The sequence below is a fragment of the Aquabacterium parvum genome (assembly GCF_001447195.1).
Classification (GTDB): domain Bacteria; phylum Pseudomonadota; class Gammaproteobacteria; order Burkholderiales; family Burkholderiaceae_C; genus Aquabacterium; species Aquabacterium parvum.
The window spans coordinates 75,537-102,070 of sequence record NZ_LFRI01000235.1 but is presented as its reverse complement, the minus strand read 5'-3'; the positions used below and the strand labels follow the sequence as shown (position 1 = coordinate 102,070).

General features: G+C 66.7%; 22 protein-coding genes. 10 read left to right on the top strand and 12 right to left on the bottom strand.

The annotated features are described in order from the left end of the window. Positions 1-22 precede the first annotated feature (22 nt). From ABG80_RS08640 to ABG80_RS08595, 10 genes are all read right to left on the bottom strand, one after another. On the bottom strand, positions 23-3,196 hold the full coding sequence (locus ABG80_RS08640) for a Calx-beta domain-containing protein (protein ID WP_058087310.1): 3,174 nt from the start codon (positions 3,194-3,196) through the stop codon (positions 23-25). A gap of 101 nt (positions 3,197-3,297) precedes the next feature. Beyond that, positions 3,298-3,729, bottom strand: a complete 432-nt coding sequence (locus tag ABG80_RS08635; RefSeq protein ID WP_058087309.1) for a DUF1841 family protein — start codon at positions 3,727-3,729, stop codon at positions 3,298-3,300. 3 nt (positions 3,730-3,732) lie between these two features. Further along, positions 3,733-4,086 (bottom strand): FKBP-type peptidyl-prolyl cis-trans isomerase, encoded by a 354-nt coding sequence (locus ABG80_RS08630; protein WP_058087308.1) that lies wholly within the window; start codon positions 4,084-4,086, stop codon positions 3,733-3,735. Between the two features lie 64 nt (positions 4,087-4,150). After that, positions 4,151-4,855 (bottom strand): urea ABC transporter ATP-binding subunit UrtE, encoded by a 705-nt coding sequence (urtE, locus tag ABG80_RS08625; protein WP_058087307.1) that lies wholly within the window; start codon positions 4,853-4,855, stop codon positions 4,151-4,153. Positions 4,856-4,879: 24 nt separating this feature from the next. Further along, on the bottom strand, positions 4,880-5,779 hold the full coding sequence (gene urtD, locus ABG80_RS08620) for an urea ABC transporter ATP-binding protein UrtD (protein ID WP_058087306.1): 900 nt from the start codon (positions 5,777-5,779) through the stop codon (positions 4,880-4,882). Beyond that, positions 5,776-6,915, bottom strand: a complete 1,140-nt coding sequence (gene urtC, locus ABG80_RS08615) for an urea ABC transporter permease subunit UrtC (RefSeq protein WP_058087305.1) — start codon at positions 6,913-6,915, stop codon at positions 5,776-5,778. Before urtC ends, urtD begins: the two co-directional genes overlap by 4 nt. Positions 6,916-6,927: 12 nt before the next feature. Then, complete coding sequence (gene urtB, locus ABG80_RS08610; RefSeq protein ID WP_083505939.1) at positions 6,928-8,595, bottom strand: urea ABC transporter permease subunit UrtB; 1,668 nt, start codon at positions 8,593-8,595, stop codon at positions 6,928-6,930. Positions 8,596-8,732: 137 nt separating this feature from the next. Then, entirely contained in the window at positions 8,733-10,010 is a 1,278-nt protein-coding gene (gene urtA / locus ABG80_RS08605) for an urea ABC transporter substrate-binding protein (protein ID WP_407638744.1), read from the bottom strand. Between the two features lie 148 nt (positions 10,011-10,158). Then, positions 10,159-10,875: a sterol desaturase family protein gene (locus tag ABG80_RS08600; RefSeq protein WP_160322497.1), complete on the bottom strand. Its 717-nt coding sequence runs from the start codon at positions 10,873-10,875 to the stop codon at positions 10,159-10,161. Positions 10,876-10,883: 8 nt separating this feature from the next. After that, on the bottom strand, positions 10,884-11,606 hold the full coding sequence (locus ABG80_RS08595) for a FadR/GntR family transcriptional regulator (RefSeq protein WP_058087303.1): 723 nt from the start codon (positions 11,604-11,606) through the stop codon (positions 10,884-10,886). A 109-nt stretch (positions 11,607-11,715) separates the two neighbouring features. Here ABG80_RS08595 and ABG80_RS08590 point away from each other — a divergent pair, with 109 nt between their 5' ends. Beyond that, positions 11,716-12,453, top strand: coding sequence for a spermine/spermidine synthase domain-containing protein (locus ABG80_RS08590; RefSeq protein WP_058087302.1), 738 nt, complete (start codon positions 11,716-11,718; stop codon positions 12,451-12,453). 32 nt (positions 12,454-12,485) lie between these two features. Further along, positions 12,486-13,025 (top strand): NUDIX domain-containing protein, encoded by a 540-nt coding sequence (locus ABG80_RS08585; protein ID WP_058087301.1) that lies wholly within the window; start codon positions 12,486-12,488, stop codon positions 13,023-13,025. Positions 13,026-13,040: 15 nt separating this feature from the next. On the opposite strand, the gene ABG80_RS08580 is transcribed toward ABG80_RS08585, so the two are convergent. Together ABG80_RS08580 and ABG80_RS08575 are read right to left on the bottom strand one after the other, a co-directional pair. Beyond that, complete coding sequence (locus ABG80_RS08580; RefSeq protein ID WP_058087300.1) at positions 13,041-14,000, bottom strand: response regulator transcription factor; 960 nt, start codon at positions 13,998-14,000, stop codon at positions 13,041-13,043. A 47-nt stretch (positions 14,001-14,047) separates the two neighbouring features. Beyond that, positions 14,048-17,638 carry a hybrid sensor histidine kinase/response regulator gene (locus tag ABG80_RS08575; protein ID WP_058087299.1) on the bottom strand — a complete coding sequence of 1,197 codons (3,591 nt, stop codon included), beginning with the start codon at positions 17,636-17,638 and terminating at the stop codon, positions 14,048-14,050. An 83-nt stretch (positions 17,639-17,721) separates the two neighbouring features. Between ABG80_RS08575 and ABG80_RS08570 the strand changes: the two genes are divergently transcribed. The 8 genes from ABG80_RS08570 to ABG80_RS08535 all read left to right on the top strand — a co-directional run bounded on the left by ABG80_RS08570 (position 17,722) and on the right by ABG80_RS08535 (position 26,510). Continuing rightward, positions 17,722-18,024 carry an urease subunit gamma gene (locus ABG80_RS08570; RefSeq protein ID WP_058087298.1) on the top strand — a complete coding sequence of 101 codons (303 nt, stop codon included), beginning with the start codon at positions 17,722-17,724 and terminating at the stop codon, positions 18,022-18,024. A 93-nt stretch (positions 18,025-18,117) separates the two neighbouring features. Beyond that, complete coding sequence (locus tag ABG80_RS08565) at positions 18,118-18,297, top strand: hypothetical protein (RefSeq protein WP_152987539.1); 180 nt, start codon at positions 18,118-18,120, stop codon at positions 18,295-18,297. Further along, positions 18,297-18,602, top strand: coding sequence for an urease subunit beta (locus ABG80_RS08560; protein WP_058087296.1), 306 nt, complete (start codon positions 18,297-18,299; stop codon positions 18,600-18,602). Before ABG80_RS08565 ends, ABG80_RS08560 begins: the two co-directional genes overlap by 1 nt. A 58-nt stretch (positions 18,603-18,660) precedes the next feature. Next, positions 18,661-20,388: an urease subunit alpha gene (ureC, locus tag ABG80_RS08555; RefSeq protein WP_058087295.1), complete on the top strand. Its 1,728-nt coding sequence runs from the start codon at positions 18,661-18,663 to the stop codon at positions 20,386-20,388. A 15-nt stretch (positions 20,389-20,403) separates the two neighbouring features. Then, entirely contained in the window at positions 20,404-21,153 is a 750-nt protein-coding gene (ureE, locus tag ABG80_RS08550; RefSeq protein WP_058087294.1) for an urease accessory protein UreE, read from the top strand. Positions 21,154-21,170: 17 nt separating this feature from the next. Next, entirely contained in the window at positions 21,171-21,977 is an 807-nt protein-coding gene (locus ABG80_RS08545) for an urease accessory protein UreF (RefSeq protein WP_058087293.1), read from the top strand. Next, positions 21,974-22,621 carry an urease accessory protein UreG gene (ureG, locus tag ABG80_RS08540; RefSeq protein ID WP_058087292.1) on the top strand — a complete coding sequence of 216 codons (648 nt, stop codon included), beginning with the start codon at positions 21,974-21,976 and terminating at the stop codon, positions 22,619-22,621. Before ABG80_RS08545 ends, ureG begins: the two co-directional genes overlap by 4 nt. Positions 22,622-22,745: 124 nt before the next feature. Next, entirely contained in the window at positions 22,746-26,510 is a 3,765-nt protein-coding gene (locus ABG80_RS08535; protein ID WP_058087291.1) for a hypothetical protein, read from the top strand. Positions 26,511-26,534 lie beyond the last annotated feature (24 nt).

Sequence of the window (26,534 nt, the reverse complement as noted above, 5' to 3'; positions counted from 1 at the left end):
CCGGGCCGCCCCCCCCCCCCCCTCAGGTCACGTCCACCAACAAGCGCCCCTGGGCAATCAGGTCAAGGATGACCTGTTGCTGGGAGGCGCCAGCCGAGCTCAAGCCGAGCAAGTTGGCCTTTTCCAGGACGATTTGCTGGTCGATGTGGGCCGTGCCCGTGGCAAAGCCGCCCTGGCTGCTGATGTCGATGCGTGTGCCGGTCGACGCACCACTGCCGAAGGACTCCACCCGCAGGTAGTCGGCGATGTTGCCACTGACGTTGATCAGGTTCTCGCCTTGCAGCAGGTCACGCAGGTCGAGCACGTCACCGCCGCTGGACAGCTGCCGGGTGCTGAAGTCGGTGATGGTGTCGATGGCGCCCGAGCCATCGCCTTTGTCCGCCAGGCGCCAGGCAAACACGTCGCTGCCCGCGCCACCGGTCAGTCGGTCGTTGCCGGCTCCACCCACCAACCAATCGGAACCAGCGCCACCCACGAGGCTGTCGTTGCCTTCGTGGCCGTACAGCGCATCGTTGCCCGAGCCGCCCGTCAGAGAGTCGTCGCCAGCACCACCCAGCAAGGTGCCAGCCCCGGTCACCACGGACAGCACGTCCCCGCGTTCCGTGCCCACCTGGGTGCGCGCCTGGTCCACACGCAAGGTCAGGCTGGAGGAGGCCACATCACCATCGCGGTCGGTGACGCTGAAGGCGATGGTTTCCGCAGGCGTTGCCCCCGATGGCACGTAGGTGAAGTCGGAGGTGATCAGGTCGATGTGGAAAACACCGCCAGCCTTGGTGGTCACGGTCAAATCGGTCTGGCCTGCCTGGTACAGGTAGGTCTGACCATCGATGGTGACGCTGTCGAGGTGAGGCACACCATCGGCGCCTCCCGCCACACCGCGGCCCGCATCGCGCACGAGGTTGCCACCGATGGCATCTGGCGCCAGGCCCGTCAGCAAACCGGGCAACTGCGCGAAGGTGTTGGCCAGGCTGGCGTCCAGGTCGGAACGCGCGATGCCGTCGTAGGCCAGGCCATCCAGGGAGCCCTGCACGTTCGGCACCAGACCCACGACCTCGCTGCGAACGTGGTTCTGCTTGAGGAAGCTGACCCAGTCAGGAACGAGCTGACCGAGCGACTGGGCAACCTGCGCCGAAGGAGAGCTGTCGGACAGCACATAGGCAACGTTCTGGGCGCCATCGATGCGACCGGGCGATGCAAAGGCCGATTGGGCGGCTTGCAAGGCCAGGTCATGACGAGCGTCGTCGGTGGCCGCAGCTTGCAAGGCAGCCAGGGCCTGGCGCGCTTGCGCCACCGTCATCCAGGCATCACCAGCAGCCTGGGCTTGGGCACCGAATGTGACCAGGCGAACGGCCACGCTGCCAACGTCGTCGTGGCTGTCGAGGAGTTGCTCGGCAGCGCGCACCGAGGCTTGCAATCGGCTGAGCCCATCCACGCCACTGGCCGTTGCCATGCTGGACGAGGTGTCGATCACCAACAGCAGATTGGTGTCCTGGATGGATGCCTGGGTGGAGAAAGCCCCGGACAGGCGCGGCTGATCGTCCACGACGTGGATCGTCAGGCTGGAGGCCTGGCCACCCGTGCCTGAGGCTGGTTGCAGCCCGAAGACCAGGTCGATCTCGTTGCGCGTGACCGGGTGGAAGATGGCCGACTGCAGCTCGAACGAGTAAGCGCCATCCGAGCCCAGGCGGGCGATGGCCACCACGGGCGCGTTCGGCGCCGAGCCGGCATAGGCCGTCAAGGTGTTGGGGGCGGTCTCTTTCCAGACCAGCGGCTGCTGGTTGATCGTGGCCAGGACCTGCTCGGTTGGGGCAATCAGGCGGGCTTCGGTGGGCAGGCCGGCGTCGTCGAGCAAGGACAGGCTGCCTGAGACACGCGCCGGTGCCGGGTCGGTTCGCCCCGCCAGACCGGACTCGAAGACGCGCGCTTCAAAGTCGTTGTCGAGCAAGGTGTTCTGAGCCGATGCCGAGGTGTTGGCGGTCACACCAGAGACCACCGATGCTTGCAAGGACAGGGTTTCAGCGCCTTCGGCGGGCGAGTCATTGACCGTGGGCACGCGCACCTGGATGGCGGTTTGGCCCGGCGCAAAGGTCAGCAAACCGTCGGTCAGCGGCAGCCACTGCTGAGTGACGCCATTCCAGTATTCCAAAGGCCCGGCCGTGTCGGCCCCGGGGGTGGCGCCCGACTCGACCGCGCTGGTGCCTGGCGCGTCCACACCGGCTTGTGGCTCGAGCTTCAACACCACCGATTGGGTCGCACTGGCATGGCTGAGTTGCACCGTGAAGACGCTGGGCTGACCTTCGGTCACGGTCGGTCCGCCCAGCACGCTGACCACGGGACGGTCGTCATCGGGCAGCGGCTGGTTCGGCGAGCCGGCAAAAGTGCCTGTGCCGTCGTCGGCGATCGTGCCCAGCCCCACGCCCCGGTCGATGTCGGCGTTGACGGCATCGCTCAGGAGCACCTGGAACACCTCGTCGCCCTCGTAGATGTCGTCATCCGCGATGGGGATGTGCACCTGCACCGAGGTTTGGCCTGCGGGGATGGTGACGGTGCCGGCGGTGAGCGTGGGGACGTAGTCCTGCCCCGCATCGGCCTGAGCCCCGACCGACGACGGAGCGGCCTGTGTCACGTAGCCGACGGTCACGGGCTCGGTGCTGGGCTCGCTCAAGGTGATGGTGAAGGTGGCGTTGCCAGCGCCCTCGTTGACGCGGACGTCGTCGATCGACAGGGTTGGCAGCGGCGCAGGGGGCGGCGGAGCCGGGTTGACCGGATCAGCGGGCTGCGTGCCGACGCCAGCGTCGTCAGGCGCGGTCACCGCGAAGATGGGCGGAGGCAGCACGCGCTCGGTTCCGTAGGTGAACGACAGCGGCGTGACGGCCTCGCTGATTCGCTCGACGCGCAGGCCGTCTGACAGGCTTGCACCTGGCCCTCCCTGCAAGCCGGCTGCAGGCGCTTCAAGCGGATCGGGCTGGGCCAGGTCGGCGATGACGCGTTCGGTTTCGGCAGTGGCCCGCGCAAGCGGCGTGGCTTCGCGGTCAGGCGAGATCTGCACCAGGCCATCGTCTTCGGTGATCACCTGTTGACCACCCAGGACCTTGTCGCCCACCTTCAGAGGCTTGAGCTGCCCGTTGGGCATGCGGAGGAAGGCAGCACCCCAGATGGCGGTGACGGTGCCGGAAGACATGGCAAGGATGGGCATGGGCAAGTCCGTTGGAAAAGACCGGTACAAGTTCACAGTTTATGTGGGTCCCCCATGCCGCAGGGGGGGCAGCAACCCCTCGCGTGAAGGGCTGCCACCGGTCAACGCGTCGCGCGCTGACGGATGTGGTCGATGTAGCGTTCGCCGTCAAACGGTTTGCCAAACCGTTGAGACTCCCAGACCATCTCGCCCAGGGACTCCATCACCTCGTGGTGCGCCTCGTGCAGCGACTGGCGCCGATTGGCCAGCAACTCCACCGCAGCCCGGATGCCCCGGGGCTGGTCGATGCTGACCTGCTCGGTGATCGACAGGTGCATGGACAGGTGCAAGAAGGGGTTGGTGCGCCCCTCCTCCACCTCGAAAACGGCCGCCACCGCCGCCTCCACGTCCGACAGGTCGGCGTGGTACTCGGGGTGCTGCACGATCCAGTCGGCCGCCTGGGCTTCCAGGGGCGTCAGGGGCTGGCCGGCCTGGTGCTTGGCCCAGGTCTCGCAAAAGAAGCGCCGGACCTGCTCCTGAGAAGGCGCGAACATCGATCAGACGCCCAGCAGCTCGACTTCGAACATCAGGGTGGCGTTGGGGGGGATCACGCCGCCAGCGCCGCGGGCACCGTAGCCCAGCGCGGGCGGGATCACCAGGATGCGGGTGCCACCGACCTTCATGCCTTGCACGCCTTCGTCCCAGCCGCGGATGACGTGGCCAGCCGCCAGCGGGAACTCGAAGGGGTCGCGGCGATCCTTGCTGGAGTCGAACTTGGCACCCTTGACGCCGTTTTCGTACAGCCAGCCGGTGTAGTGAACGGTGACGTAGGCGCCAGCCTTGGCGACCTCGCCGGAGCCCTCGACGACGTCTTCGTACTGGAGGCCGGAGGTGGTGGTGACGACGGGCATGGCGAGTCCTTTCAGGAGGCGGAAGCAGAAAAAAGGGAGCCGCGAGTCTACCGCGCGCCCCGCTTCAGATCGACATCAGCTGGCGCACGCCGTCGGCTTCCATGTCGGCGCCGCGCCCCCGGCGGATGATCTCGCCTCGCTCCATCACCAGGTACTGATCGGCCAGCTCGGCGGCGAAATCGTAGAACTGCTCGACCAGCACCACGGCCATCTTCTGGCCGTTCAGGCCCTCGTCGGCCAGCTTGCGAATGGCGCGACCGATGTCCTTGATGATGCTGGGCTGGATGCCCTCGGTGGGCTCGTCCAGGATCAGGATCTTGGGGCCGGCGGCCAGGGCGCGGGCGATCGCGAGCTGCTGCTGCTGACCACCCGAGAGGTCGCCACCCCGGCGGTGCAGCATCTGCTTGAGCACCGGAAAGAGCTCGAAGAGCTGCTCGGGCAGCGGCGTGCTGCCGGGCTTGCTGGCCAGGCCCATCTGCAGGTTCTCCGCCACGGTGAGGCGGCCAAAAATCTCGCGGCCTTGGGGCACGTAGCCCACGCCCAGGCGCACACGCTCGTAGGGCTTGGTGCCATCGATGGATCGACCGTCGAGCTGGATGTCGCCGCTCTTGATGGGCACCAGGCCCATGAGGCTCTTGAGCAGCGTGGTCTTGCCCACGCCGTTGCGACCGAGCACGACCGTGACCTCGCCGATTTTGGCCTCGAAGCTCAGGCCGCGCAGGATGTGCGAGCCGCCGTAGTACTGATTGACGCTTTCAACCTTCAGCATGTTGTTCTTTCTTGAAACCCTGCGTCAGCGACCGAGGTAAACCTCGACGACCTTGTCATTGGCCTGCACATCGGCCAGCGTGCCTTCGGCCAGCACCGAGCCTTCGTGCAGCACGGTGACCTTCTTCTTGCCGGCCGTGGGGCCCTGGGTGGTGAGTTCGTGGATGAACTTCATGTCGTGCTCGACCACCACCAGTGAGTGCGCGCCTTCGAGCGACAGGAACAGCTCGGCGGTGCGCTCGGTCTCTTCGTCGGTCATGCCGGCCACGGGCTCATCCAGCAGCAGCAGCTTGGGGTCCTGCATCAGCAGCATGCCGATTTCCAACCATTGCTTCTGGCCGTGCGACAGCAGCCCAGCCGTGCGCTGAGCCTGGTCCTTCAAGTGGATGAGCTGCAGCATGGCGCCGATGCGATCGAGCTGCTCGCCGCTGAGCTTGAAGAACACCGAAGCGCGCGCGCGCCGGTCGGCCTTGAGCGCCAGCTCCAGGTTCTCGAACACGCTGAGCTGCTCGAACACCGTGGGTTTCTGGAACTTGCGGCCGATGCCGATCTGGGCGATCTCGTTCTCGCGCTTTTTCAGCAGGTCGATGGTCGAGCCGAAGAAGGCCGAGCCGCTGTCCGGTCGGGTCTTGCCGGTGATGACGTCCATCATCGTGGTCTTGCCCGCGCCGTTGGGGCCGATGATGCAGCGCATCTCGCCCACCGCGATGTCCAGGCTCAGCTTGTTGAGCGCCTTGAAGCCGTCGAAGCTGACCTCGATGTCATCAAGGTACAGGATGGAGCCGTGGGTCAGGTCGACCTGGTCGGGGTTGTCGACCAAGCGACCGTAGCTGGCCTCGCGGCCGCCCGATTCGCCGGCGTTGGTGGGCATGTTCAGCGCGCGCAGCAGGGTCTTGCTGCCTTCTTCCATCAGGTCGGGGGTCATGCCTTCACCTCAGCCTTCTTGTTGAGCAGTTTCTTCACACCACCGACGATGCCGTCGGGCAGGAACAGGGTCACCAGCACGAACAGCAAACCCAGGAAGTACAGCCAGAACTCGGGGAAGGCCACGGTGAACCAGCTCTTGGCGCCGTTGACGAAGAAGGCGCCGATGATCGGGCCGATCAAGGTGGCGCGACCGCCCACCGCCGTCCAGATGGCGATCTCGATGGAGGCCGCCGCCGACATCTCGCTGGGGTTGATGATGCCGACCTGCGGCACGTACAAGGCCCCGGCGATGGCGCACATCACGGCCGACAGCGTCCAGATGGCGAGCTTGTAGGCCAACGGGTTGTAGCCACAGAACATGACGCGGTTTTCGGCGTCGCGGATGGCCTGCAGCACGCGGCCGAACTTGGTGCCCACCAGCCAGCGCGCCATCAGGAAGAAGCCGATGAGCGTCAGGCCCGTGAGCACGAACAGCACCATGCGGGTGGACGGTTGTGCAATCGGGATGTCCAGGATCCGCTTGAAGTCGGTGAAGCCGTTGTTGCCGCCAAAACCGGTTTCATTGCGAAAGAACAGCAGCATGGCCGCGAACGTCATCGCCTGGGTGATGATCGAGAAGTACACGCCCTTGATGCGCGAGCGGAACGCGAAGAATCCGAAGACGAAGGCCAGCAGGCCCGGCACCAGCACCACCAGCAGCATCTGGGCGATGAAGCTTTCGCTCAGCGTCCAGTGCCAAGGCACCGTCTTCCAGTCCAGGAAGACCATGAAGTCGGGGATGTCGGCGCCGTAGGAGCCATCGCGGCCGATCTGGCGCATCAGGTACATGCCCATGCCGTAGCCACCGAGGGCGAAGAACAGGCCGTGTCCCAGCGACAGGATGCCGGTGTAGCCCCAGATCAGGTCCATGGCCAGCGCGCAGATGGCGTAGCACATGATCTTGCCGATCAAGGCGACGGCGTAGTCGGAGAGGTGGAAGGCCGAATCGGCCGGCACCACCAGGTTGAGCACCGGCGCGAGCACCATCACGGTGATCACGGCGGCCATCAGGGCCGTCCAGCCCTTGGGCCCGAGGGCGCTGCGGGGAACCGTGATGCCGGTGCCAGGCAGATTCGAAGTCATCACTGCACTCATGTTGTTGTTTCCTCAGGCTTCGGCGCTGCGGCCCTTCATCGCGAACAGACCTTGCGGGCGCTTCTGGATGAAGATCACCACGATGACCAGGACCATGATCTTGGCCAGCACGGCACCCGACCAGCCTTCGAGCAGCTTGTTGACCATGCCCAGCCCCATCGCGGCGTAAACCGTGCCGGCGATCTGGCCGACACCCCCCGTGACCACCACCAGGAACGAGTCCACGATGTAGTTCTGGCCGAGGTCGGGGCCCACGTTGCCGATCTGCGAGAGCGCGCAGCCCGCCAGGCCGGCGATGCCCGCGCCCAGCGAGAAGGCCATGGTGTCGACCCGGGCGGTGTTGACGCCCATGCACGAGGCCATCGGGCGGTTCTGGGTCACGCTGCGCACGAACAGGCCCATGCGGGTCTTGTTGATCAGCAGGGTCATGCCGATGAGCACGGCGGCCGCGAAGGCGATGATGACCAGGCGGTTGTAGGGCAGCGTCAGGTTGCTGAGCACATCGAAGCCGCCCGACATCCAGCTCGGGTTCTCGACCTGCACATTCTGCGCGCCGAACACCGTGCGCACGGCCTGCATCAGGATCAGGCTCAGGCCCCAGGAGGCCAGCAGGGTTTCCAGCGGGCGGCCATAGAGGAAGCGGAACACGCTGCGCTCGAGCACCGCACCGACCAGGGCTGCGGCCATGAACGAGGCCGGGACGGCCAGCAGGATGTACCAATCGAACGCTTCAGGGAAGTAGGCCCGAAAGACGTTCTGCACCGCGAAGGTGGCATACGCGCCGATCATCATCAGCTCGCCGTGCGCCATGTTGATGACGCCCATCAGGCCATAGGTGATGGCCAGGCCGAGCGCGGCCAGCAGCAGGATGGAGCCCAGGCTGATGCCGGTGAACAGCACGCCGGCGTGCTCACCCCAGGCCAGCTTGCGGTTGACGGCGTCGAGGGCCGCCTGCAGCGCGCCCTTGACCGTGGCGTCGGTCTCGGCGCCGTCGTTCATGCGCTCCATCAGCAAGGAGCGGGACTCGGGCGAGGCATCGGCCCCCAGGGCTTTGACGGCCTCGAGTCGGCGCCCTGGGTCTTGCGAGTTCAGCAAGGCCTTGGAACGAACGGTCTTGAGCTGCTTGAGCAGTTGCGCATCGGACTCGGCCGCCAGGGCCTTGTCGATGGTGGCCAGCTGCGACTCGTCGGCCGCACTGGACAGCGCCTCGATGGCCGCAGCGCGCTCGTCGCGATCGGTGGAAGCCAGTTTGCCGATGGCCAGTGCGGCCTCGATCTCGCTGCCCATGCGGTTGTTGTTGACGACGTCCTCGGCGCCCTCGGGCAACTTGGCCGGCTCGCCCGTGGCGGCGTCCTTCACGTCGTCGCCATACACGATGTAGGCGCGATTGCCGGCCACCTTGACGGTGTCGTCGGCCAGGGCCTGCAGGAAGGCTGGCAGGGCCGGATCGCCCTTGGCCACGACGGCACGCAAGGCGGCCAAGCGGTCGTCGTTGTCACCGGCCGAGATGGCGTAGGCCTCTTCGGCCGTCAGGGCCCACGCCGGCTGAGCGACGAGGCCACTCAGGCCGAAGAGGCTTGCGCCGAGCCCGAGGCTCAGGGCCAGTTGCGAAACACGCCGACGCCAGGCGCCAACGGGAGGATGGATGGAGGTTCGATCGATGTCGCTGATCACAGGCATCACCAGAAAAAAGATGCCCCCAGGGGAGACCCCAGCGGGGCGAACCGCTCTTTGCACTCAGACTTTTCAAGGCCGGGCGGAAAGCGACTCCCGCCAGGGGTGACCAGCTCAAAGCTGGCCACAAGGAGAGAACCCGCTCACTTGACTTCGGGCTCACCCTTCTTCTTGTCGTTGCCTTCGATGAAGGGGCTCCAAGGAGCGGCCTTGACGGGGCCATGGGTCTTCCAGACCACCTTGAACTGGCCGTCGGACTTGATCTCACCGATGAAGACAGGCTTGTGCAGGTGATGGTTCTTCTCGTCCATCTTGGACATGAAGCCGCCCGGTGCCTTGAAGGTCTGGCCAGCCATCGCAGCGATCACCTTGTCGGTGTCGGTGGACTTGGCCTTGGTGACGGCCTGGGCCCACATGTTGATGCCGATGTAGGTCGCTTCCATCGGGTCGTTGGTCAGGGGCTTGTCCTTGTGACCGGCGATGTTCTTGGCCTTGGCGTAAGCCGACCACTTCTTGATGAACTCGTCGTTGGTCGGGTTCTTGACGGACATGAAGTAGTTCCAGGCAGCCAGGTGGCCGACCAGGGGCTTGGTGTCCACGCCGCGCAGCTCTTCTTCACCCACCGAGAAGGCCACCACCGGCACGTCCTTGGCCTTCAGACCCTGGTTGCCCAGTTCCTTGTAGAAGGGCACGTTGGAGTCGCCGTTGATGGTCGAGATGACGGCGGTCTTCTTGCCTTCGGACGAGAACTTCTTGATCTTGGCGATGATGGTCTGGTAGTCGGAGTGGCCGAAGGGGGTGTACTCCTCGATGATGTCGGCTTCCGAAACGCCCTTGGACTTCAGGAAGGCGCGCAGGATCTTGTTGGTGGTGCGGGGGTAGACGTAGTCGGTGCCCAGCAGCACGAAGCGCTTGGCCGAGCCGCCGTCCTTGCTCATCAGGTATTCGACAGCGGGGATGGCTTGCTGGTTGGGGGCGGCGCCCGTGTAGAACACGTTCTTCTCGAGCTCTTCACCTTCGTATTGCACGGGGTAGAACAGCAGGCCGTTGTTTTCCTTGAAGACCGGCAGCACCGACTTGCGCGACACCGAGGTCCAGCAGCCGAACACGACCGAGACCTTGTCTTGCGTCAGCAGCTGCTTGGCCTTTTCGGCGAACAGGGGCCAGTTGGAAGCGGGGTCGACCACCACGGGCTCGAGCTTCTTGCCCAGCAGGCCGCCCTTGGCATTGATCTCGTCGATGGCCATCAGGACGGTGTCCTTGAGAACCGTTTCGGAGATGGCCATGGTGCCGGACAGCGAGTGCAGCACGCCGACCTTGATGGTGTCGGCGGCTTGGGCCATGGTGCTGAAGGCCAGGCCAGCGACGCCGAGGGCGACGGCGGACAGGGACTGGACGGCGCTGCGGCGGGACATGTTCATGTGAGCTTGCTCCTGTGGGGCTGGGTTGGTTGAATCGATGGATTCAGTGTGCCCAGCCAGGGCGCTCTGTTGAATACGCCACATGGCGTATCGGGTGGCACCGAAAGCACACCCATTGTTCCCATGGGCCCGTCAGGCCCCTGCCCTGTCAGCGTTTGATCCCCAGGTCGGTGGTGTGATCGCTGCGTGCCACGTCACGCACATCGGGGGCGGTGCCGAGCACCCGGTCGCCCAGACCGCGTGACACCCCCCACCAGAGGCGCTCGTTGCGGAAGTGGTGCCAACGATGCTCGAGCACCCGCCGCTCGTAGTACGCAATGCGCGGGCGCCAGCTGATGTGCGCCAGGTAGTGCACCCATTCGTAGTGCAGGCCCTGCACCAGGAAAGCCAGGCTGCCCGTCAGCACCCACGACCGCCAGGGGCCCGCCAACCAAAGCAGCACGGCCAGCGACACCAGCACCCAGGCGTGCACGTGGCGCGGCACGAAGGTCCAGTGCAGGCTCCATGGCTCGGCGTGGTGGCGGCGATGGGTTTTGGGCAGGTAGAAGTCCAACGTCAAGCGCCCCAGGCGCAGGGGTTTGAAGTGCAGCACGTGCACGTGGATCAACCATTCGATGAACGGGAACGCCAGCCACAGGGTCAAGGCGATGGCCGCATCGAGCCAGCTCCAGCCACCCAACTGCCAGCGCCAGACACCGCCCCCCAGCAAGGTCGCCAACAAAATCAGCGGGCTCGGATGCAAGAGGAAAACGCGCCAGGCGTCTTTTGCCGTGCGCGGCGAATCGGCCGGCGGGCGCATCGGGTTGGCCTGAACCGTGTCCTGCGCGGTGGGCATGTCTTGGTTGGTGGCGCGGTTGGTGTTCATGCGGTGGCTCATGCGGTCTGGCCAAAGAGTTGCTGGATGGCCGATTGGCCCAGCGCGACGTGCTGCTTTGCCAAAGCGAAAGCCGCCGTTGCGTCACGACGCGCCACGGCGTCGGCGACGCCCTGCAGGCGTTCGATGTCGCGGAATTCGTCGGCCATGGGCAGGGTCAGGGCATCCCAGGCCTGGAGGCAGGACTGGCGCATCGCGTTGAACGAGAGCCTGAAGGCCACGTTGTCGCTGCCAATGACCAGCGCCTGCCAGAAGGCCATGGCCAGCCGCTGAAGCGCCGGCAAATCGGCCTGCTGCGCCCGCATGCCATCGCAATGGCTTTGCAAGGTGGCGACCAGCTCAGGGGTGCTGCGGATGGCGGCTGCAGCCGCGATCTCGGGCGCCAGCACCGTTCGCATGGCCATGAGGTCGCACACCACCTTGGGGTTGAATCCCTCGCCGCCAATGAGCAGCGAGGGCAGCAGCTCCGGCCCCGCCTCCTGCAGGAAATCCAGCACCTCGTGGTTGCCGCCCTGGCGCACTGCGATCAAGCCGGCCTGCTGCAAGCGTTTGACCGCCTCGCGCACGGCTCCGCGGTTGATGCCCGAGGCTTCGCTGAGCACCCGCTCGGACGGCAGCCGCTCGCCCGGCTTGAAGTCGCCGGAAAGGATGCGGCCCTTGAGCTGCCGGTAAAGCGCCTCCGAAACGGGTTGGCGTTGGATGGGTTCGACGATGGCATTCATGATGATCAGCTTATCTGACCAGTTAAACCCATTCGTGACCGATCACGTCACCACGCCAGCCCGACAGCCAGGGATTGCCCTGAGGCGACGCGTAGACTCGGCGCCACCCATGACCGATGCCGTCCACGTTCACACCAACCGCCAGACCCGCTCGCTGAGCCTGTCGACCACCCTCATCCAGAGCTGCATGAGCCTGGCCGACCCCGACGAGCTCGTGCTGGACTACACCCGCACGATGATGGGCGCCCTGCTGCTCAACCCGCGCCCTCGCCACGTGCTGATGATCGGCCTGGGCGGCGGCTCGATGCTCAAGTACCTGCACCGCCATGTGCCAGAAGCCGACCTCACCGCCGTCGAGATCAGCCAGGAGGTGATCGACCTGCGCGACGACTTCTGCCTGCCCCCCGACAGCGAGCGCCTGCGCATCGTCTGCGCCGACGGCGCGGAGTTTGTGCGCAAGCCACCCAAGCGCTACGACCTCATCCTGGTCGACGGGTTCACCGGCGAGGGCATCGCCGAGGCGCTGTGTTCGCGCAGCTTTTACCTGCACTGCCGCAAGGCGCTGAGCGCCGAGGGCCTGCTGGTGGCCAATGTGCAGGCCGACACCGCCCAGACCCGCGAGATCGGCAAGCGCCTGTTCAAGGTGTTCGAAGGCTCGATGATTTCGGTGCTGTCCGACGAGGGCGGCAACGACCTGGTCACCGCTGGCCCGCGCCACCTGTTCGAACAATGCGTGGCCGATTTCGAGTCACACTGGCAGGCCATCGGCGCGGCCCACCAGGCCACGCTGGCCGTGGCCTCGCAGCGCATCCAGCGCGCTTTGATGCGTGGCTTTCCGGTGGGTTGAGCCCCCCAGAACACCCTGAGGACGACCGAGAGATGAGCTACCGCCACTGTCCCCTTTGCGCCAGCCCCTTGAGCCTGCGCGGCCATGCCGGCTCGCTCGACGTCCAGCGCCCGACCTGTCCTGATGAGGCCTGTGGCTTCATCCATTGGGACAACCCGGTGCCTGTGGTGGCGGCCGTGGTCGAGCACGAAGGGGCCATCATCCTGGCGCGCAACAAGGCCTGGACGGCGCCGTTCTACGCACTCATCACCGGCTTCCTGGAAAAGACCGACACCAGCCCCGACGAGGCCGTCGCCCGCGAGGTCAAGGAAGAGCTGGACCTGGACGCCACGGGCGTGCACTTCATCGGGCACTACCGCTTCGAGCGCCAGAACCAGATCATCCTGGCCTACCACGTGCCCGCCACCGGCGTGATCACATTGGGCGAGGAGCTCAGCGAGTACAAGCGCATCGCGCCGGAGAAGGCCCGCTACTGGCCCGTGGCCACGGGGCTGGCGCTGCGCGACTGGCTGCGCTCACGCGGGTTCGACCCCCAGGCCATGGAGCTGCCAGCCAAACCGAGTTCAGCCTGAGCCCACCCCCGACCCTCACCGAGCCTTGAGCTGCGCCACCCGGCTCATGGCCAGACCGGCCGCGGCCGTGCGCGTCTCCACGCCCAGCTTGGCAAAGATGTGCTCGAGCTGCTTTTTGACCGTGGCCGGGCTGCTGCCCAGGATGTCGCCGATGTCGCGGTTGGTCTTGCCCTTGACGACCCAGTAGAGCACCTCGCCCTCGCGGGTGGTGAGCTTGAACTCCTGGCTGAGCGCGTCCATCGCGGCCTGGTCTGAGCTTTCCTGCATGACCAGCAGCCACTCGTCATCGCCTGTGGGCTGGTGCAGCGTGAAGCTCAGGCGCCGACCGCCCTGGTTCACGGCCCACACCGGCACGGTGCCCGGCGGCAAACCTTGCGCGATCGAAGCCGACAGCTTCGGTGCGGTCTGCTGCAGCCACTCGGCCAGCTCCACCGGCGCCACGGCCTCCGGCGCATCGAAATGCGACTGCAGCAGCTTGCGCGCCAGTGGCGTCTGCCACAGGATGCGCCCGTCGCTGATGCGCACCGTGATCGAGGCGTGCCCGAAGGCATCGAGCGCATTGCGCGCCTGGCGAGCCTGGCGCGCGCCCTGGATGTGGCTGGCGATGCGCGCCAGCACCTCGCGGGGGCGGATGGGCTTGACCACGTAGTCCACGCCGCCCGCATCGAAGGCCGCCACCACGTGCTCGGTCTCGCTCAGGCCGGTCATGAAGATCACCGGGATGTGGGCGGTTTCCTGCTGGGCTTTGAGGCGCCGGGCCACCTCGAAGCCGTCCATGCCCGGCATGATGGCGTCGAGCAGGATCACGTCGGGCACAGCCTGCAAAGCACGTTGCAGCGCCGCTTCGCCGTTGGTGGCCACCAGCACGGTGTAGCCCGCGTCGTCCAGGGCATCGTGCAGCAGCGACAGGTTGTCGGGCACATCGTCAACGATGAGCACGACGTCGGTGCGGCTGCGGTCGAGGCGGTCAAACATCTGTGAAGGCTGGCGAATGCAAGGCTTGAATCGGTGGTGAGGCGCTGTCAGGCCTGCGAGCCGGCCTGGGCCACTTCCAGCGCGCCTTCAACCTGGCGCGCCAGGGCGTCGAGCTGAAACTGACGGGCCAGCTCGCGCAGCCGGGTCACGAAGGCATCGCATTCGGGCTGGGCTGCAGCGATCTGGTCGAGCACTTTGTGCACGCCGCGAATGTAACCCGCGTGCAACTGCTCTTCGAGTTGGCGCAGGGCTTCCAGCTTGGGCAAAGCGCCAGCTTGCGAGGCGGGGGCAGACATGGGCGGCGCGGCCAGCTCAGGCGCACTGCGCTCGGCCTCGATCCATTGCAGCCCCAGCCGCCGCCCCAGCCAGTCGAGCAGCTCCGCCACCCGCACCGGCTTGACGATGAAATCCTCCGGGCGGATGCCCACGTCGTTGTCCAGCGCCTTGTCAAAAGCGTTGGCCGAGACGATGGCTGCCGGCGCATCGCACAGCCCTTCGGCCCGGATGGCGCGCAAGGTGGCCCAGCCGTCCAGCCCGGGCATGGCCAGGTCCATGAAGATGGCGTGGGGGTGATCGCTGGCAGGCGCTGCCCGCAGTTGCGCCAGGCAGGCCAGGCCGCTGGGCAGCGGCGTCACGTCAAAGCCCAGCGGCTCCAGGATGCGCACCAGCAGGCCGCGGTCAGCCTCCTCGTTGTCCACCACCCAGATGCGGCGGCGCTCGCCCACGTAGCCGGTGCGCAGGCCACGCGGGCGCAGCAGGCGGTCGACCTCGGCCGCGCGCACCTGCGGCAGGAACAGCCGAATCTGAAAGGTCGTGCCCTGCCCCACCTCGCTGCTCACGCGCATCTCGCCGCCCATCAGGTCGGTCAGCATCTTGCTGATGGTCAGGCCCAGGCCCGTGCCACCTGCGCCCGCTGCCGAGGTGCCGCGCGCAAAGGGTTCGAAAATGCGCTCCAGCTCCTCGGGCGAGATGCCAGGGCCGGTGTCGGTGATCTCGATGTGGGCGATCTCGCGGGCGTAGCGCACCTTGAATTTCACCTCGCCTTGCGCCGTGAACTTCACCGCGTTGCCCAGGATGTTGAGCAGGATCTGGCGCACGCGCCGTTCATCGGCGCGAACGGCCTCGGGCAGGTTGGCGTCCAGCTCGGCCACGAAGGTCAGCCGCTTGGCATGCGCCTCGTTTTCGATCAGGCCGGTGATCTGTTGCAAGAGCTCGGCAAAACGCACCGGCTTGACGTCCAGCGTGAGCTTGCCGCTTTCGATGCGCGCGATGTCCAGCGTGCCCTCGATGAGCGACAGGAGGTGATCGCCGCCACGCTTGATGACGCCGACCGCGTGCTTGGCGTGACCAGGCAGCTTCGCGTCTTCATCGAGCAGCTGCGCGTAGCCCAGGATGCCGTTGAGCGGCGTGCGCAGCTCGTGGCTGATGGTCGAGATGTAGCGGCTCTTGGCCTGGTTGGCCTGCTCGGCCGTCTGGCGGGCGCGCTGCAGTTTGTCGTCGGTGATGCGGTGCAGCTCGATCTCGCGCAGAAGCAGGTGGGTCTGCCGGTTCGACTCTTCCTGCGCCACCAGCCGGCTCTTGTGCGTGAGCACCACCCACCAGCCCACCACGCCGACGATCAGCAGCAGCGCCACGAACACCTTGAGCAGCGCCGCACCCATCATGTCGGCCGCCACGGGCAGGCTGCCCAGGTGCAGCGAGCTGATCTCCTGCAACTGCTGGCGGTAGACCAGGCCGAAGAGCCCCGCCAGCAGCGGCGCCAGCACCGCCATGATCAGCAGGAACTGGCCCAGCTCGGTGTCGAGCCGTCGCCACAAAGCCAATGGCATCACCCGTTGCCCCAGCGCGCGCCACTGCACCGCCCAGCGCGCCTCGGGTTTACAAAGGTCCTGGCAGCGCGCATCGAGCGCACAGCACAGCGAGCAGATGAAGCCCTGGTAGGCCGGACAGCTGGCCACGTCCTCGGCCTCGTATTCGCGCTCGCACACCGTGCAGCGGTGCAGCGCCTTGAGCCGGATCACGCGCGACAGCGGCCGGCCGGCCTCGTCCAGCTGCGAAGGCTGGCATGCGCCCCCTGACCCCACCGAGGGCTCAGGCTCCGCTTGCGGCAAATCGGAGCTGCGCGCCAGGTAGTAGCGCCCCTGCGTCGCCCAGGCGATCAGCGGCGACGTCACGAACGCCACCAGCATCGCGATCACGGCCGAGAAGGCCTGCGCCAGCTCGCCCATCCAGCCCACATACGCCACGATTGAAACCAGCGAGGCCAGCACCATCGCCCCCACGCCCACCGGGTTGATGTCGTACAGGTGCGCCCGCTTGAACTCGATGCCTTTGGGCGACCAGCCCATCGGCTTGTTGACCACCAGGTCGGCCACCACGGCCATGATCCAGGCGATCGCCACGTTGGCATACAAGCCCAGCACCTTGCCCAGCGCCTGGAACAGGTTGAGCTCCATCAGCATCAGCGCGATCAGGGCGTTGAAGCCCACCCACACGACGCGCCCCGGGTGGCTGTGCGTGACCCGCGCGAAGAAATTCGACCACGCCAGCGAGCCGGCGTAGGCGTTGGTCACGTTGATCTTGAGCTGCGAGATCACCACGAACACGGCCACCGCCGCGATCGCCCAGCCCTGGTTGGCGAACACCTTCTCCCAGGCGATGAGGTACATCTGGTTCGGGTCCAGCGCCTGCTCCACCGGCACCGAATACCCAATGGCCAGGAAGGCCAGCAACGCCCCGCCCAGCATCTTGAGCACCCCCGGGATCACCCAGCCCGGCCCGCCGATGAAAACCGCTGCGCGCCAGCGGACCCGTTCGGCACGGCTGCGGTCACGCGGCTCCGGCATGAAGCGCAGGTAGTCCGCCTGCTCGCCCATCTGCGTGATCAGGGCGATGCCCACCGTCAGCGCGGTGCCGAAGCCGATCAGGTCGAACCCCGCGTGTTGGCCGTCCTGGCCCGCATAACCGGCCAGCTCCTGCAAGATGCCCGGGTGCGCGTTGAACACGTACACGAAGGGCACCACCAGCATCAGCAGCCAGATCGGCTGCGTGATGAGCTGCAAGCGGCTGATGGTGGTGACCCCGTGTGTGACCAGGGGCACCACCACCCCGGCCGAGATCAGGTAGCCCCACACCGGCGGGATGTCGAACGCCAGCTCCAGCGCGTAGGCCATGACCGCCGCTTCCAGGGCGAAGAAGACAAAGGTGAAGCAGGCGTAGATGAGCGAGGTGATGGTCGAGCCGATGTAACCAAAGCCAGCGCCGCGGGTCAGCAAGTCCATGTCGACGCCATGGCGGGCGGCATAAACGCTGATGGGCCAGCCGGCCAGCAAGATGATCAGCCCCGTGGCCAGGATGGCCCAGAAGGCATTGACGAAGCCATGGTCGACCAGCAGCGTGGCACCCACCGCCTCCAGCACCAGGAAAGACGCGACGCCGAACGCCATGTTGGCCACGCCCGCCTTGCCCCAGCGGCGAGCCGAGCGCGGCGTGAAACGCAAGGCGTAGTCCTCCAGCGTCTCGGTGGCCACCCAGCTGTTGTAGTCGCGCCGCACCTTGATGACCCGCTGGCGGGCCTCGGGGGACACGCCGCTTTCTGAGGCCGATCGGGCTTGACGGGTGTGGTCTGTCTCTTGCATGGTGGCGGTCTGAATCCCTTTGACAAGGCAAGTTCGGTGCCGTGCACCGACGCGCCTTTCGGCCTGCACGCCACAGCCAAACCATGGAACTCACCCCCCGCGAGAAAGACAAGCTGCTGATCTTCACCGCCGCCTTGCTGGCCGAGCGGCGCAAGGCCCGCGGCCTCAAGCTCAACCACCCGGAAGCCGTGGCCCTGATCACCGCCGCCATCATGGAAGGCGCCCGCGATGGCAAAGCCGTGGCCGCGCTGATGAGCGAAGGCAAGACCGTGCTCAGCCGCGCCGACGTGATGGATGGCGTGGCCGACCTGATCCCCGAAATCCAGGTCGAGGCCACCTTCCCGGATGGCACCAAGTTGGTGACAGTGCACCAACCCATTGCATGAACGCTGCCCGCAGCCCGTTATCGCACCGTTTTGGCGCACAAACGAGCCAATGAAGTCACGCACCGGATCACCCCGATCGAATCCAGCACCACCATGAAGCAACTCCGCCCCCTGACTCTGCTCCTGGCGTCCATGAGCGCCGCCTTGCCCGCCTGGGCCCACGAAGGTCACGGCATGCCGGGCTTCGCCCACTGGCACGCCTCGGATGTGCTCGGCTTTGTGGCCATCGCGGCCGTGATCGGCGCCGTCATCTGGTTCAAGGGCGGCAAGTGATGACGCCCGGCGAACTGCTCACCGACGGGCCGGACATCGTCCTCAACCCCGGTCGCCGCTCGATCACCCTGGTGGTGGAAAACAGCGGCGACCGCCCGATCCAGGTCGGCTCGCATTACCACTTCGCCGAGACCAACGCCGCGCTGAGCTTCGACCGCAAAGCCGCGCAAGGCATGCGGCTGAACATCGCTTCCGGCACGGCCGTGCGCTTCGAGCCCGGTCAGCAGCGCACAGTGGAGCTGGTCGATTACGCGGGTGATCGCATCGTTTTCGGCTTCCGCGGCCTCACGCAAGGCCCGCTCTGACGCACACCGGCCTGCCACCAGGGCAGCGCCGACCCGAGGCAAACAAGGAATTCCCCAGATGGCAAGCATCCCCCGCCGCGCCTATGCCGAGATGTTCGGCCCCACCAAGGGTGACCGCCTGCGCCTGGCCGACACCAACCTGATCATCGAGGTCGAAGACGACTACACGCTGCGTGCCGGCGGGTACGGTGAAGAGGTCAAGTTCGGCGGCGGCAAGACCATCCGCGACGGCATGGGCCAGAGTCAGCGCCCCAACGGCCCCGGCCCCATGGACGCCTGCGACTGCGTGCTCACCAACGCCCTGATCGTCGACCACTGGGGCATCGTCAAGGCCGACATCGGCATCAAGGCTGGCCGCATCTTCAAGATCGGCAAGGCCGGCAACCCCGACGTGCAACCCGGCGTGGACATCGTCATCGGCCCCGGCACCGAGATCGTCGCCGCCGAAGGCATGATCGTCACGGCCGGTGGCATCGACACGCACATCCACTTCATCTGCCCGCAGCAGATCGAAGAAGCGCTCATGAGCGGCGTGACCACGATGATGGGCGGCGGCACCGGCCCCGCCACGGGCACGTTCGCCACCACCTGCACGCCCGGCCCCGACAACATCGCGCTGATGCTGAAAGCCGCCGAAGCCTTCCCGATGAACATCGGCTTCCTGGGCAAGGGCAACGCCAGCCAGCCGCAGGCGCTGCGCCAGCAGATCGACGCCGGTGTCGTGGGCCTGAAGCTGCACGAGGACTGGGGCACCACGCCCTCGGCCATCGACTGCTGCCTGAGCGTGGCCGAAGAAACCGACACCCAGGTCTCCATCCACTCCGACACGCTCAACGAGTCGGGCTTCGTGGAAGACACCATGGCTGCCACCAAGGGCCGCACGCTGTGCGCCTTCCACACCGAGGGCGCCGGCGGCGGCCACGCCCCCGACATCATGCGCGTGGTCGGCGAGGCCAACTTCCTGCCCTCGTCCACCAACCCGACCATGCCCTACACGGTCAACACGGTCGATGAACACCTCGACATGCTGATGGTGTGCCATCACCTCGACGCGTCCATCGCCGAAGACCTGGCCTTCGCCGAAAGCCGCATCCGCCGCGAGACCATCGCCGCCGAAGACGTGCTGCACGACCTGGGCGCCATCAGCATGTTCAGCTCCGACTCGCAGGCCATGGGCCGAGTGGGCGAAGTCATCATCCGCACCTGGCAGACGGCCCACAAGATGAAGGCGCAGCGCGGCAGCCTGCCCGGTGACTCGGCCCGCGCCGACAACAACCGGGTCAAGCGCTATGTCGCCAAGTACACGATCAACCCGGCGCTGTCGCACGGCATCGCGCACGAGGTCGGCAGCATCGAGGTGGGCAAGTGGGCCGACCTGGTCATCTGGCGCCCTGCCTTCTTCGGCATCAAGCCCAGCACCATCATGAAGGGTGGCTTCATCGCTGCGGCCGCCATGGGCGACCCGAACGCATCCATCCCCACGCCGCAGCCGGTGCACTACCGACCCATGTTCGGCAGCTTTGGCGGGGCGCTGTCGCGCTCGTCGATCACCTTCATGAGCCAGGCCGCCATCGCTGCGGGCAAGCACCAGGAATACGGGCTGAAAAAGCAGGTCTCGGGCGTGCGGGGCAATCGCAGCGTCAAGAAAAAGGACATGGTGCTCAACAACTACATGCCGACCATGGAGATCGACGCCCAGACCTACCAGGTGCGCGCCGATGGCCAATTGCTGGTCTGCGAGCCGGCCACCGAGTTGCCCATGGCGCAGAAGTACTTCCTGTTCTGAGCCACACTGGCGGCCATGCTGATCGTCAACAAACTCCTCCCCCAGGGCCAGGGCCTGGCTCCCGTGCTGCTCAAGCGTGCCTCGCAGGTCGAACTCGACTGGGACGTGCGCCAGAAAAGCCGTTTCGACGCCACCGACAGCCAGGGCCGCACCCTTGGCGTCTTCCTGCCGCGTGGCACCCTGGTGCGCGGTGGCGATGTGCTGGTGGCCGAAGACGGCTCGATGATCCGAGTGGTGGCCGCGCCCCAGCCGGTGCTGGTCATCACGCCCTGCGCAGAGCACGGCTCGCCTTTTGACCTCGTGCGCGCGGCCTATCACCTGGGCAACCGCCACGTGCAGATCGAGCTGCAACCCGACCACTTGAAGATCGAGCCCGATCACGTGCTGGCCGACATGCTGCGAGCCATGCACCTGACGGTGCGCGATGCAACCGTGGCCTTCGAGCCCGAGGGTGGCGCGTATGCGGCTGGCGGGCACGGCGGACCCAGCCATGGGCACCATGGGCATGATCATGCGCATGGAGACCACACTCACAGCCACGCACCGGCAGCCAACCCGCCTCACGGCGCACCCGGCCACGTGCACGGCCCGGGCTGCAACCACGGTCATTCACACGACCACGGCCATGGCCATGCCGCGCCGTCCGCCGCCGCCACTGTGACCCGCGGCAAGCCCATCGGCATCGCCGTCAAGCCGGCCGAAGCCAAGCCCCACGTTCATGGCCCCGGATGCGGGCATGACCACGGACACGGTCACGATCACTGAAGCGTCCACCGCCGCCCATGCCCCGCATCGCCCCCCGCCCCACGCCGCTGAGCGCCGGGGCCCGCCTGCAACTGATGTGGCTGGCCTCGCCCGCCCTGCCCGTTGGCGGTTTCAGCTACTCGGAAGGACTGGAAGCGGCCATCGACGCCGGCATCGTCACCACCGAGGCCAACGTCGCTGCATGGCTGCGTGACCAGCTCCAGCTGGCCGTGGCGCGCAGCGACCTGGCCGTCGTGGCCCGAGCCGTGCCCGCCTGGCAGCGCCATGACCTTGATCGCGTGCGCGAGCTCAACGACTGGGTCGTTCAGACCCGCGAAACCGCCGAACTGCGCCTTCAAACCGAGCAGATGGGCCGCTCGCTCGTGGAATGGCTGCGCAATGGCGACGCCCACGCGTTGGCCGCCGAGCAAACCACCAACATCGAGGCCGAACCCGACCCGCGCCTGCAACACTGCGCCAGCCTGCCCCCCGCACCGACCTGGCCCGTGGCCTTCGCCCTGGCAGTGGCCCGCTGCCTGCCCAGCCCAAACGTTCACAACAGCGTTCACAACAGCGGCCACAACAACAACGAAGCCGCCCTGCGTGAATCCCTGCTGAGCTTCACCTTCGGCTGGGCCGAAAACATGGTCCAAGCCGCCATCAAAGCCGTGCCCCTGGGCCAAAGCGCAGGCCAGCGCATCCTGCAGGCCCTCATCCAAGCCATCCCAGAGGCCATCGACCACGCCTTGGCGCTGCCCGACTCACAGCGCCAGGCCTTCACCCCCATGCTGGCCATCCTGAGCAGCCGGCACGAAACCCAGTACTCACGCCTGTTCCGATCATGAGCAACCTGCACAACATCCCCGGCCGCACCAAGAAGCTCCCCCCCCTGCGCGTGGGCGTGGGCGGCCCTGTCGGATCCGGCAAGACCACCCTGCTTGAAATGCTCTGCAAGACCATGCGCGAGCACCACGACCTGGTCGTCATCACCAACGACATCTACACCAAGGAAGACCAGCGCCTGCTCACCGTGGCCGGCGCGCTCGACCCGGACCGCATCATGGGCGTGGAAACCGGCGGCTGCCCGCACACTGCCATCCGCGAAGACGCCTCCATCAACCTCGAAGCCGTCGATCGCATGTTGGCGAAGTACCCCAATGCCGACATCGTGTTCATCGAGTCCGGCGGTGACAACCTGGCCGCCACCTTCAGCCCCGAACTCTCCGACCTGACCATCTACGTGATCGACGTGGCCGCCGGCGAGAAGATCCCGCGCAAGGGCGGCCCCGGCATCACCAAGAGCGACCTGTTCGTCATCAACAAGACCGACCTGGCCCCGCACGTGGGCGCCAACCTCGAGATCATGGAGTCGGACACGAAACGCATGCGCCCCACGCGCCCGTTCGTGATGACCAACCTCAAGACGAAGGCCGGCCTGGACCAGGTGATCGACTTCATCGAGACCAAGGGCCTGCTGCGCGCAGCCTGATCGGCCTGGGCGCTCGCTGCCAGGCCACGGCTGGCGATGCGCATCCCTAGGTCCGCTGCGGGCCATTGCCCAGGCAGCCGTGCTTTGCCATGATCGCCCGGTCTGATCGACTGGAGCGTCGGCGATGAACAAGCAGGGTGACATCACCGGAGTGGACTCTGGTGGGGGCGGCGCATGGGCTGCGCAGCTCAAGGACGAACTGGCGGCCATTGGCCGACGGCGCCGTCGTGTGGCCCCCACGCTGAACGAAGCTCAGTCCGACCCGAGCAGCCCTGAGCGCGCCATCCCCCTGGTTGGCTTGGCCCTGTCAGGCGGCGGCGTGCGCAGCGCCACTTTCTCGCTGGGGCTGCTGCGCGGGCTCGCCAAAGGCGGCCGCGCGGCCACGCCAGCGGCAGCGCCGCAGTCCAGCAACGGACGCACCGAACACCCCTCTGAACAGCTCAGCCGCCAAGGCCTGCTCGGCCGCTTCGACTACCTCTCGTCCGTTTCCGGCGGTGGCTACGTGGCCGCCATGCTGGGGCGGCTGGCAGCCAAGGCCGACGGCGAGCCCACACCGAGCGGCGACTGCGGCATGCTCGAAGCCGAACGAACACTGGCCGGTCACGACAGCAATGTGCTGGGTTGGCTGCGTCGCAATGGCCGCTACCTCAGCCCTGGCGGCTCGCGCGACATCGGCATCGTCGTGGTCACCTACATGCGGGCGCTGCTGGCCATCCACCTGGAGTTCATGGTCTTTTGCCTGATGTGGGGCCTGCTGGTGATCGCCCCACACCTGTGGCAATACAGCACCCAGGTGCTCTCGAGCGCGTGGAAGGGCTGGTACTCGCCCTGGGTGGCGCTGTCGGCCGGACTGCTCATGGCCGTGGGGCCAGGCCTGATCGCAGGCTACTGGTTCACACGAGACACCCCTCGCCCTGACGCGAACAGCTGGCAAGCCAGGCTGGCGCAGGCCCTGCAGTGGCTGATGGCGGTCGCCCTGGTCACGGTGGTGCTGTGGATGCAACGTGACGCCAGCGCCCCCGTGCTGGACAGCCTCTACGCCAAGGGCCCGAGCGCCTACGCCGTGACCTCGCTGATGATTGGCTCGGTGCTGCTGGGTCAGGCCCTGTGCTGGGCCGCCTTGGTTCACCCCCGCATGCGCAAAAAGGGCCACGCCCTGGCTGCGGCACGCCTGCGCAACTGGTTGACCCGAGCGCTCCATGGCGTCGGGTTGGCCGCAGCGCTGCTGCTGGCATTGGGCGTGCTCGACGCCGCCAGCTGGTGGTTGTTGCAGGAGCTGCTGACCGGCAGCAACGCCTGGTGGGGCGGCATCGGCGCCGGGGGTGTCGGCGTTTTGCTGCTGCGCTCTTTTGCCCAACCCTTGCAACAACTGGCTGCCGACACGGAAGGCCACGCTCGGGAGTGGCTGCCCAAGCTGCTGGGCGCGATCAGCGCCCTCGGCCTGCTCGGTCTGGTGATGGCCTGGCTGGTGACCTTGCAATGGCTGGTCTTCGCACCGGACAGCATCGAGGCCATCAGCAATGCGCCACCGCTGATGCGCGCCATCCTGGTGCTGCTGGCCTGCGTGGCCTGGATCGCCTTGACATCCACCAACACCCACATGCCCAACAGCACATCCTTGCACGCCTTCTACCGCGCGCGGCTGACAAGGGCCTATTTGGCCGTCGGCAACCCGGCACGCCTGCCCTGGCTGGGACTGGGGCGTGAGCGCAGCGTGCGCAACGTGGTCGAAGGCGACGACGGCCTCCTGGCCCACTACCGCCCCGAGGACCAAGGCGCGCCCATTCACCTCATCAACACCTGCCTGAACGAAACCCGCGACAGCGACAGCAACCTCTACAACGCCGACCGCAAAGGCGCGCTGCTGACAGTCAGCTGGCGCGGCATGGAAGTCGGACCTAGCGAGGTGCATCGCCACGCATCAGCCGAACAGGCTGGCACCGTGGGTCAGTGGGTGGCGATCTCGGGCGCGGCCGCATCGCCGGGCGCTGGCGCCTACACCTCGCGTGGGCTGGCGCTGCTGTTGTATTTCCTGGGCATCCGACTGGGATTCTGGATCGCCAGCCCGATCCGCACGCCCGGACTGCGCTGGCTCAGCCAATTGGGATGGGACGCGTTCCCCAAGCCCCTGATGCTCACCTGCGAGGCCACTGCCACCTTCATGGGGCAGGAGCGGCCATGGTGGTATGTCTCAGACGGGGGGCATTTCGACAACACGGGCGTGTACCCGCTGATCAAACGCGAGCTCGACTTCATCCTGCTGTCCGACGCCAGCTCAGACCGTCACTTCCAGTTCAGCGACCTCGAGAACCTCGTGCGCAAGGCGCGCATCGACTTTGGTGCCGAGATCGACTTCTACACCCGCGAAGAGGCATCGCGACTGTTCACCCTCTGCGGCGCCGACCTGACGGTGCTGTCCCCGGAGGACCTGCGAGACAACACCTCCAGCCGGGGCGTGCTGCTGGCGCGCATCCGCTACCGTGAACGCCCTGACCCGAACCGCCCAGGCCAGACCTGTCGCCCTGAGGGCACCTTGGTGGTCATCAAGCCCAACCTGCACAACGCCTTGGATGTGGACGTGCTGTCCTACGCCGAGCGCAACCCCACCTTCCCCCACGAGGCCACGTCCGATCAGTTCTTTGACGAAGCCCAGTGGGAAAGCTACCACCGACTGGGCGAAGACATCGGCCAGGCCCTGACCGAGACCTGGCTGGCCCAGTTGCCCGGCTGGCGGCATCGCGCACGGCACGCCGTGCGAGTCTCGGCTCGACTCAAACCCGCCGTCGCGGCGCAACAGCTTGCCCCCGAGCCCCTGTGGCGACGCGGCCCGCGCGCTGCAGCGCTCAAGACCACACTGGGCCTGGGCGCATCGGGCACGCTGCTGCTGTCGGGCTGGCAGATCGTCGAGAGCATGAACCTGCAGCAAAAGGAGGCCCGTGCCCAGGCGCGAGAGCTGTTCGTCAAGGTCTCGACCGAGTTGCAGGGCTTTGACCGGCAGTGCAAGGCCATCCCCGAGCACGTCGTCAACCAGGCCGAGAGCCTGATGCTGGACGTGGTCCGCAGCGACACCCTCAGCCCGCTCGACCGCGGCAGCGTTCACCGCATGAGCGCCCGCATCCGCGAGAGCTGCCAGCCAGGCGCCGAGGCATGGCAAACCTGCACACCCCAGGCCAGCCAGGACCGGCTGGTTTTCTGCGCCGCCATGCAGCGGCCACCCGCCACCGCCACGGCCATGAATTACTGGGTGGCGCCTCAGCGTCCGCAAGAGCAATACGAGGCGGCCATGGCGCTGCTGGAGCGCTGGACCACCACCCCAGGCGGTGACACCGCCTTCGCGCAAGCGCCAGACACCGAATCGCCCAACGATCCGGATCAGGCTGCCATGGCCGCCACCGAAGGCATGCCTGACGAGATCGCCCCCGCGGCCGGGCCCGGCCCCGGCGATCTCCTGGCGCAAGCCTGCCCGACCCGATCGCCCGCAGCGCTGCTGTACGTCCAGATCTACAGCGAGTCCGCCCGCAACATCGCAGAAGACCTGCGCCGCAAGCTCAACGCCCAATCCGCCAGCCCGTGGATGGTGCCCCCGGTCGACAACGTGGTGCAGCGATCTGCCCTGCAGGGCCAGCGTGGCCCGGTCCCCTGGCCCCGAGCAACCATCGTCGTGCACCGGGAAAGCGACATGGCTTGCGCCGAGGGCCTGCGCGAATGGCTGCGCCCGCACCTGGCCACGCCGACATCGGGCGTCGGCACCGACACCCCACCTGCGGAAATCTGGATACGGCGGCTGCCACCCACCGTCAAGGGGCGCGATGGCGTCTTCGAACTCTGGCTGCCTGCACCGGCGCCATCGCCGATCGGCCGGCAAGCCAGCGTCAATCCACTACACTAGCGCCCGCGGCTGGCATTGCCTGCC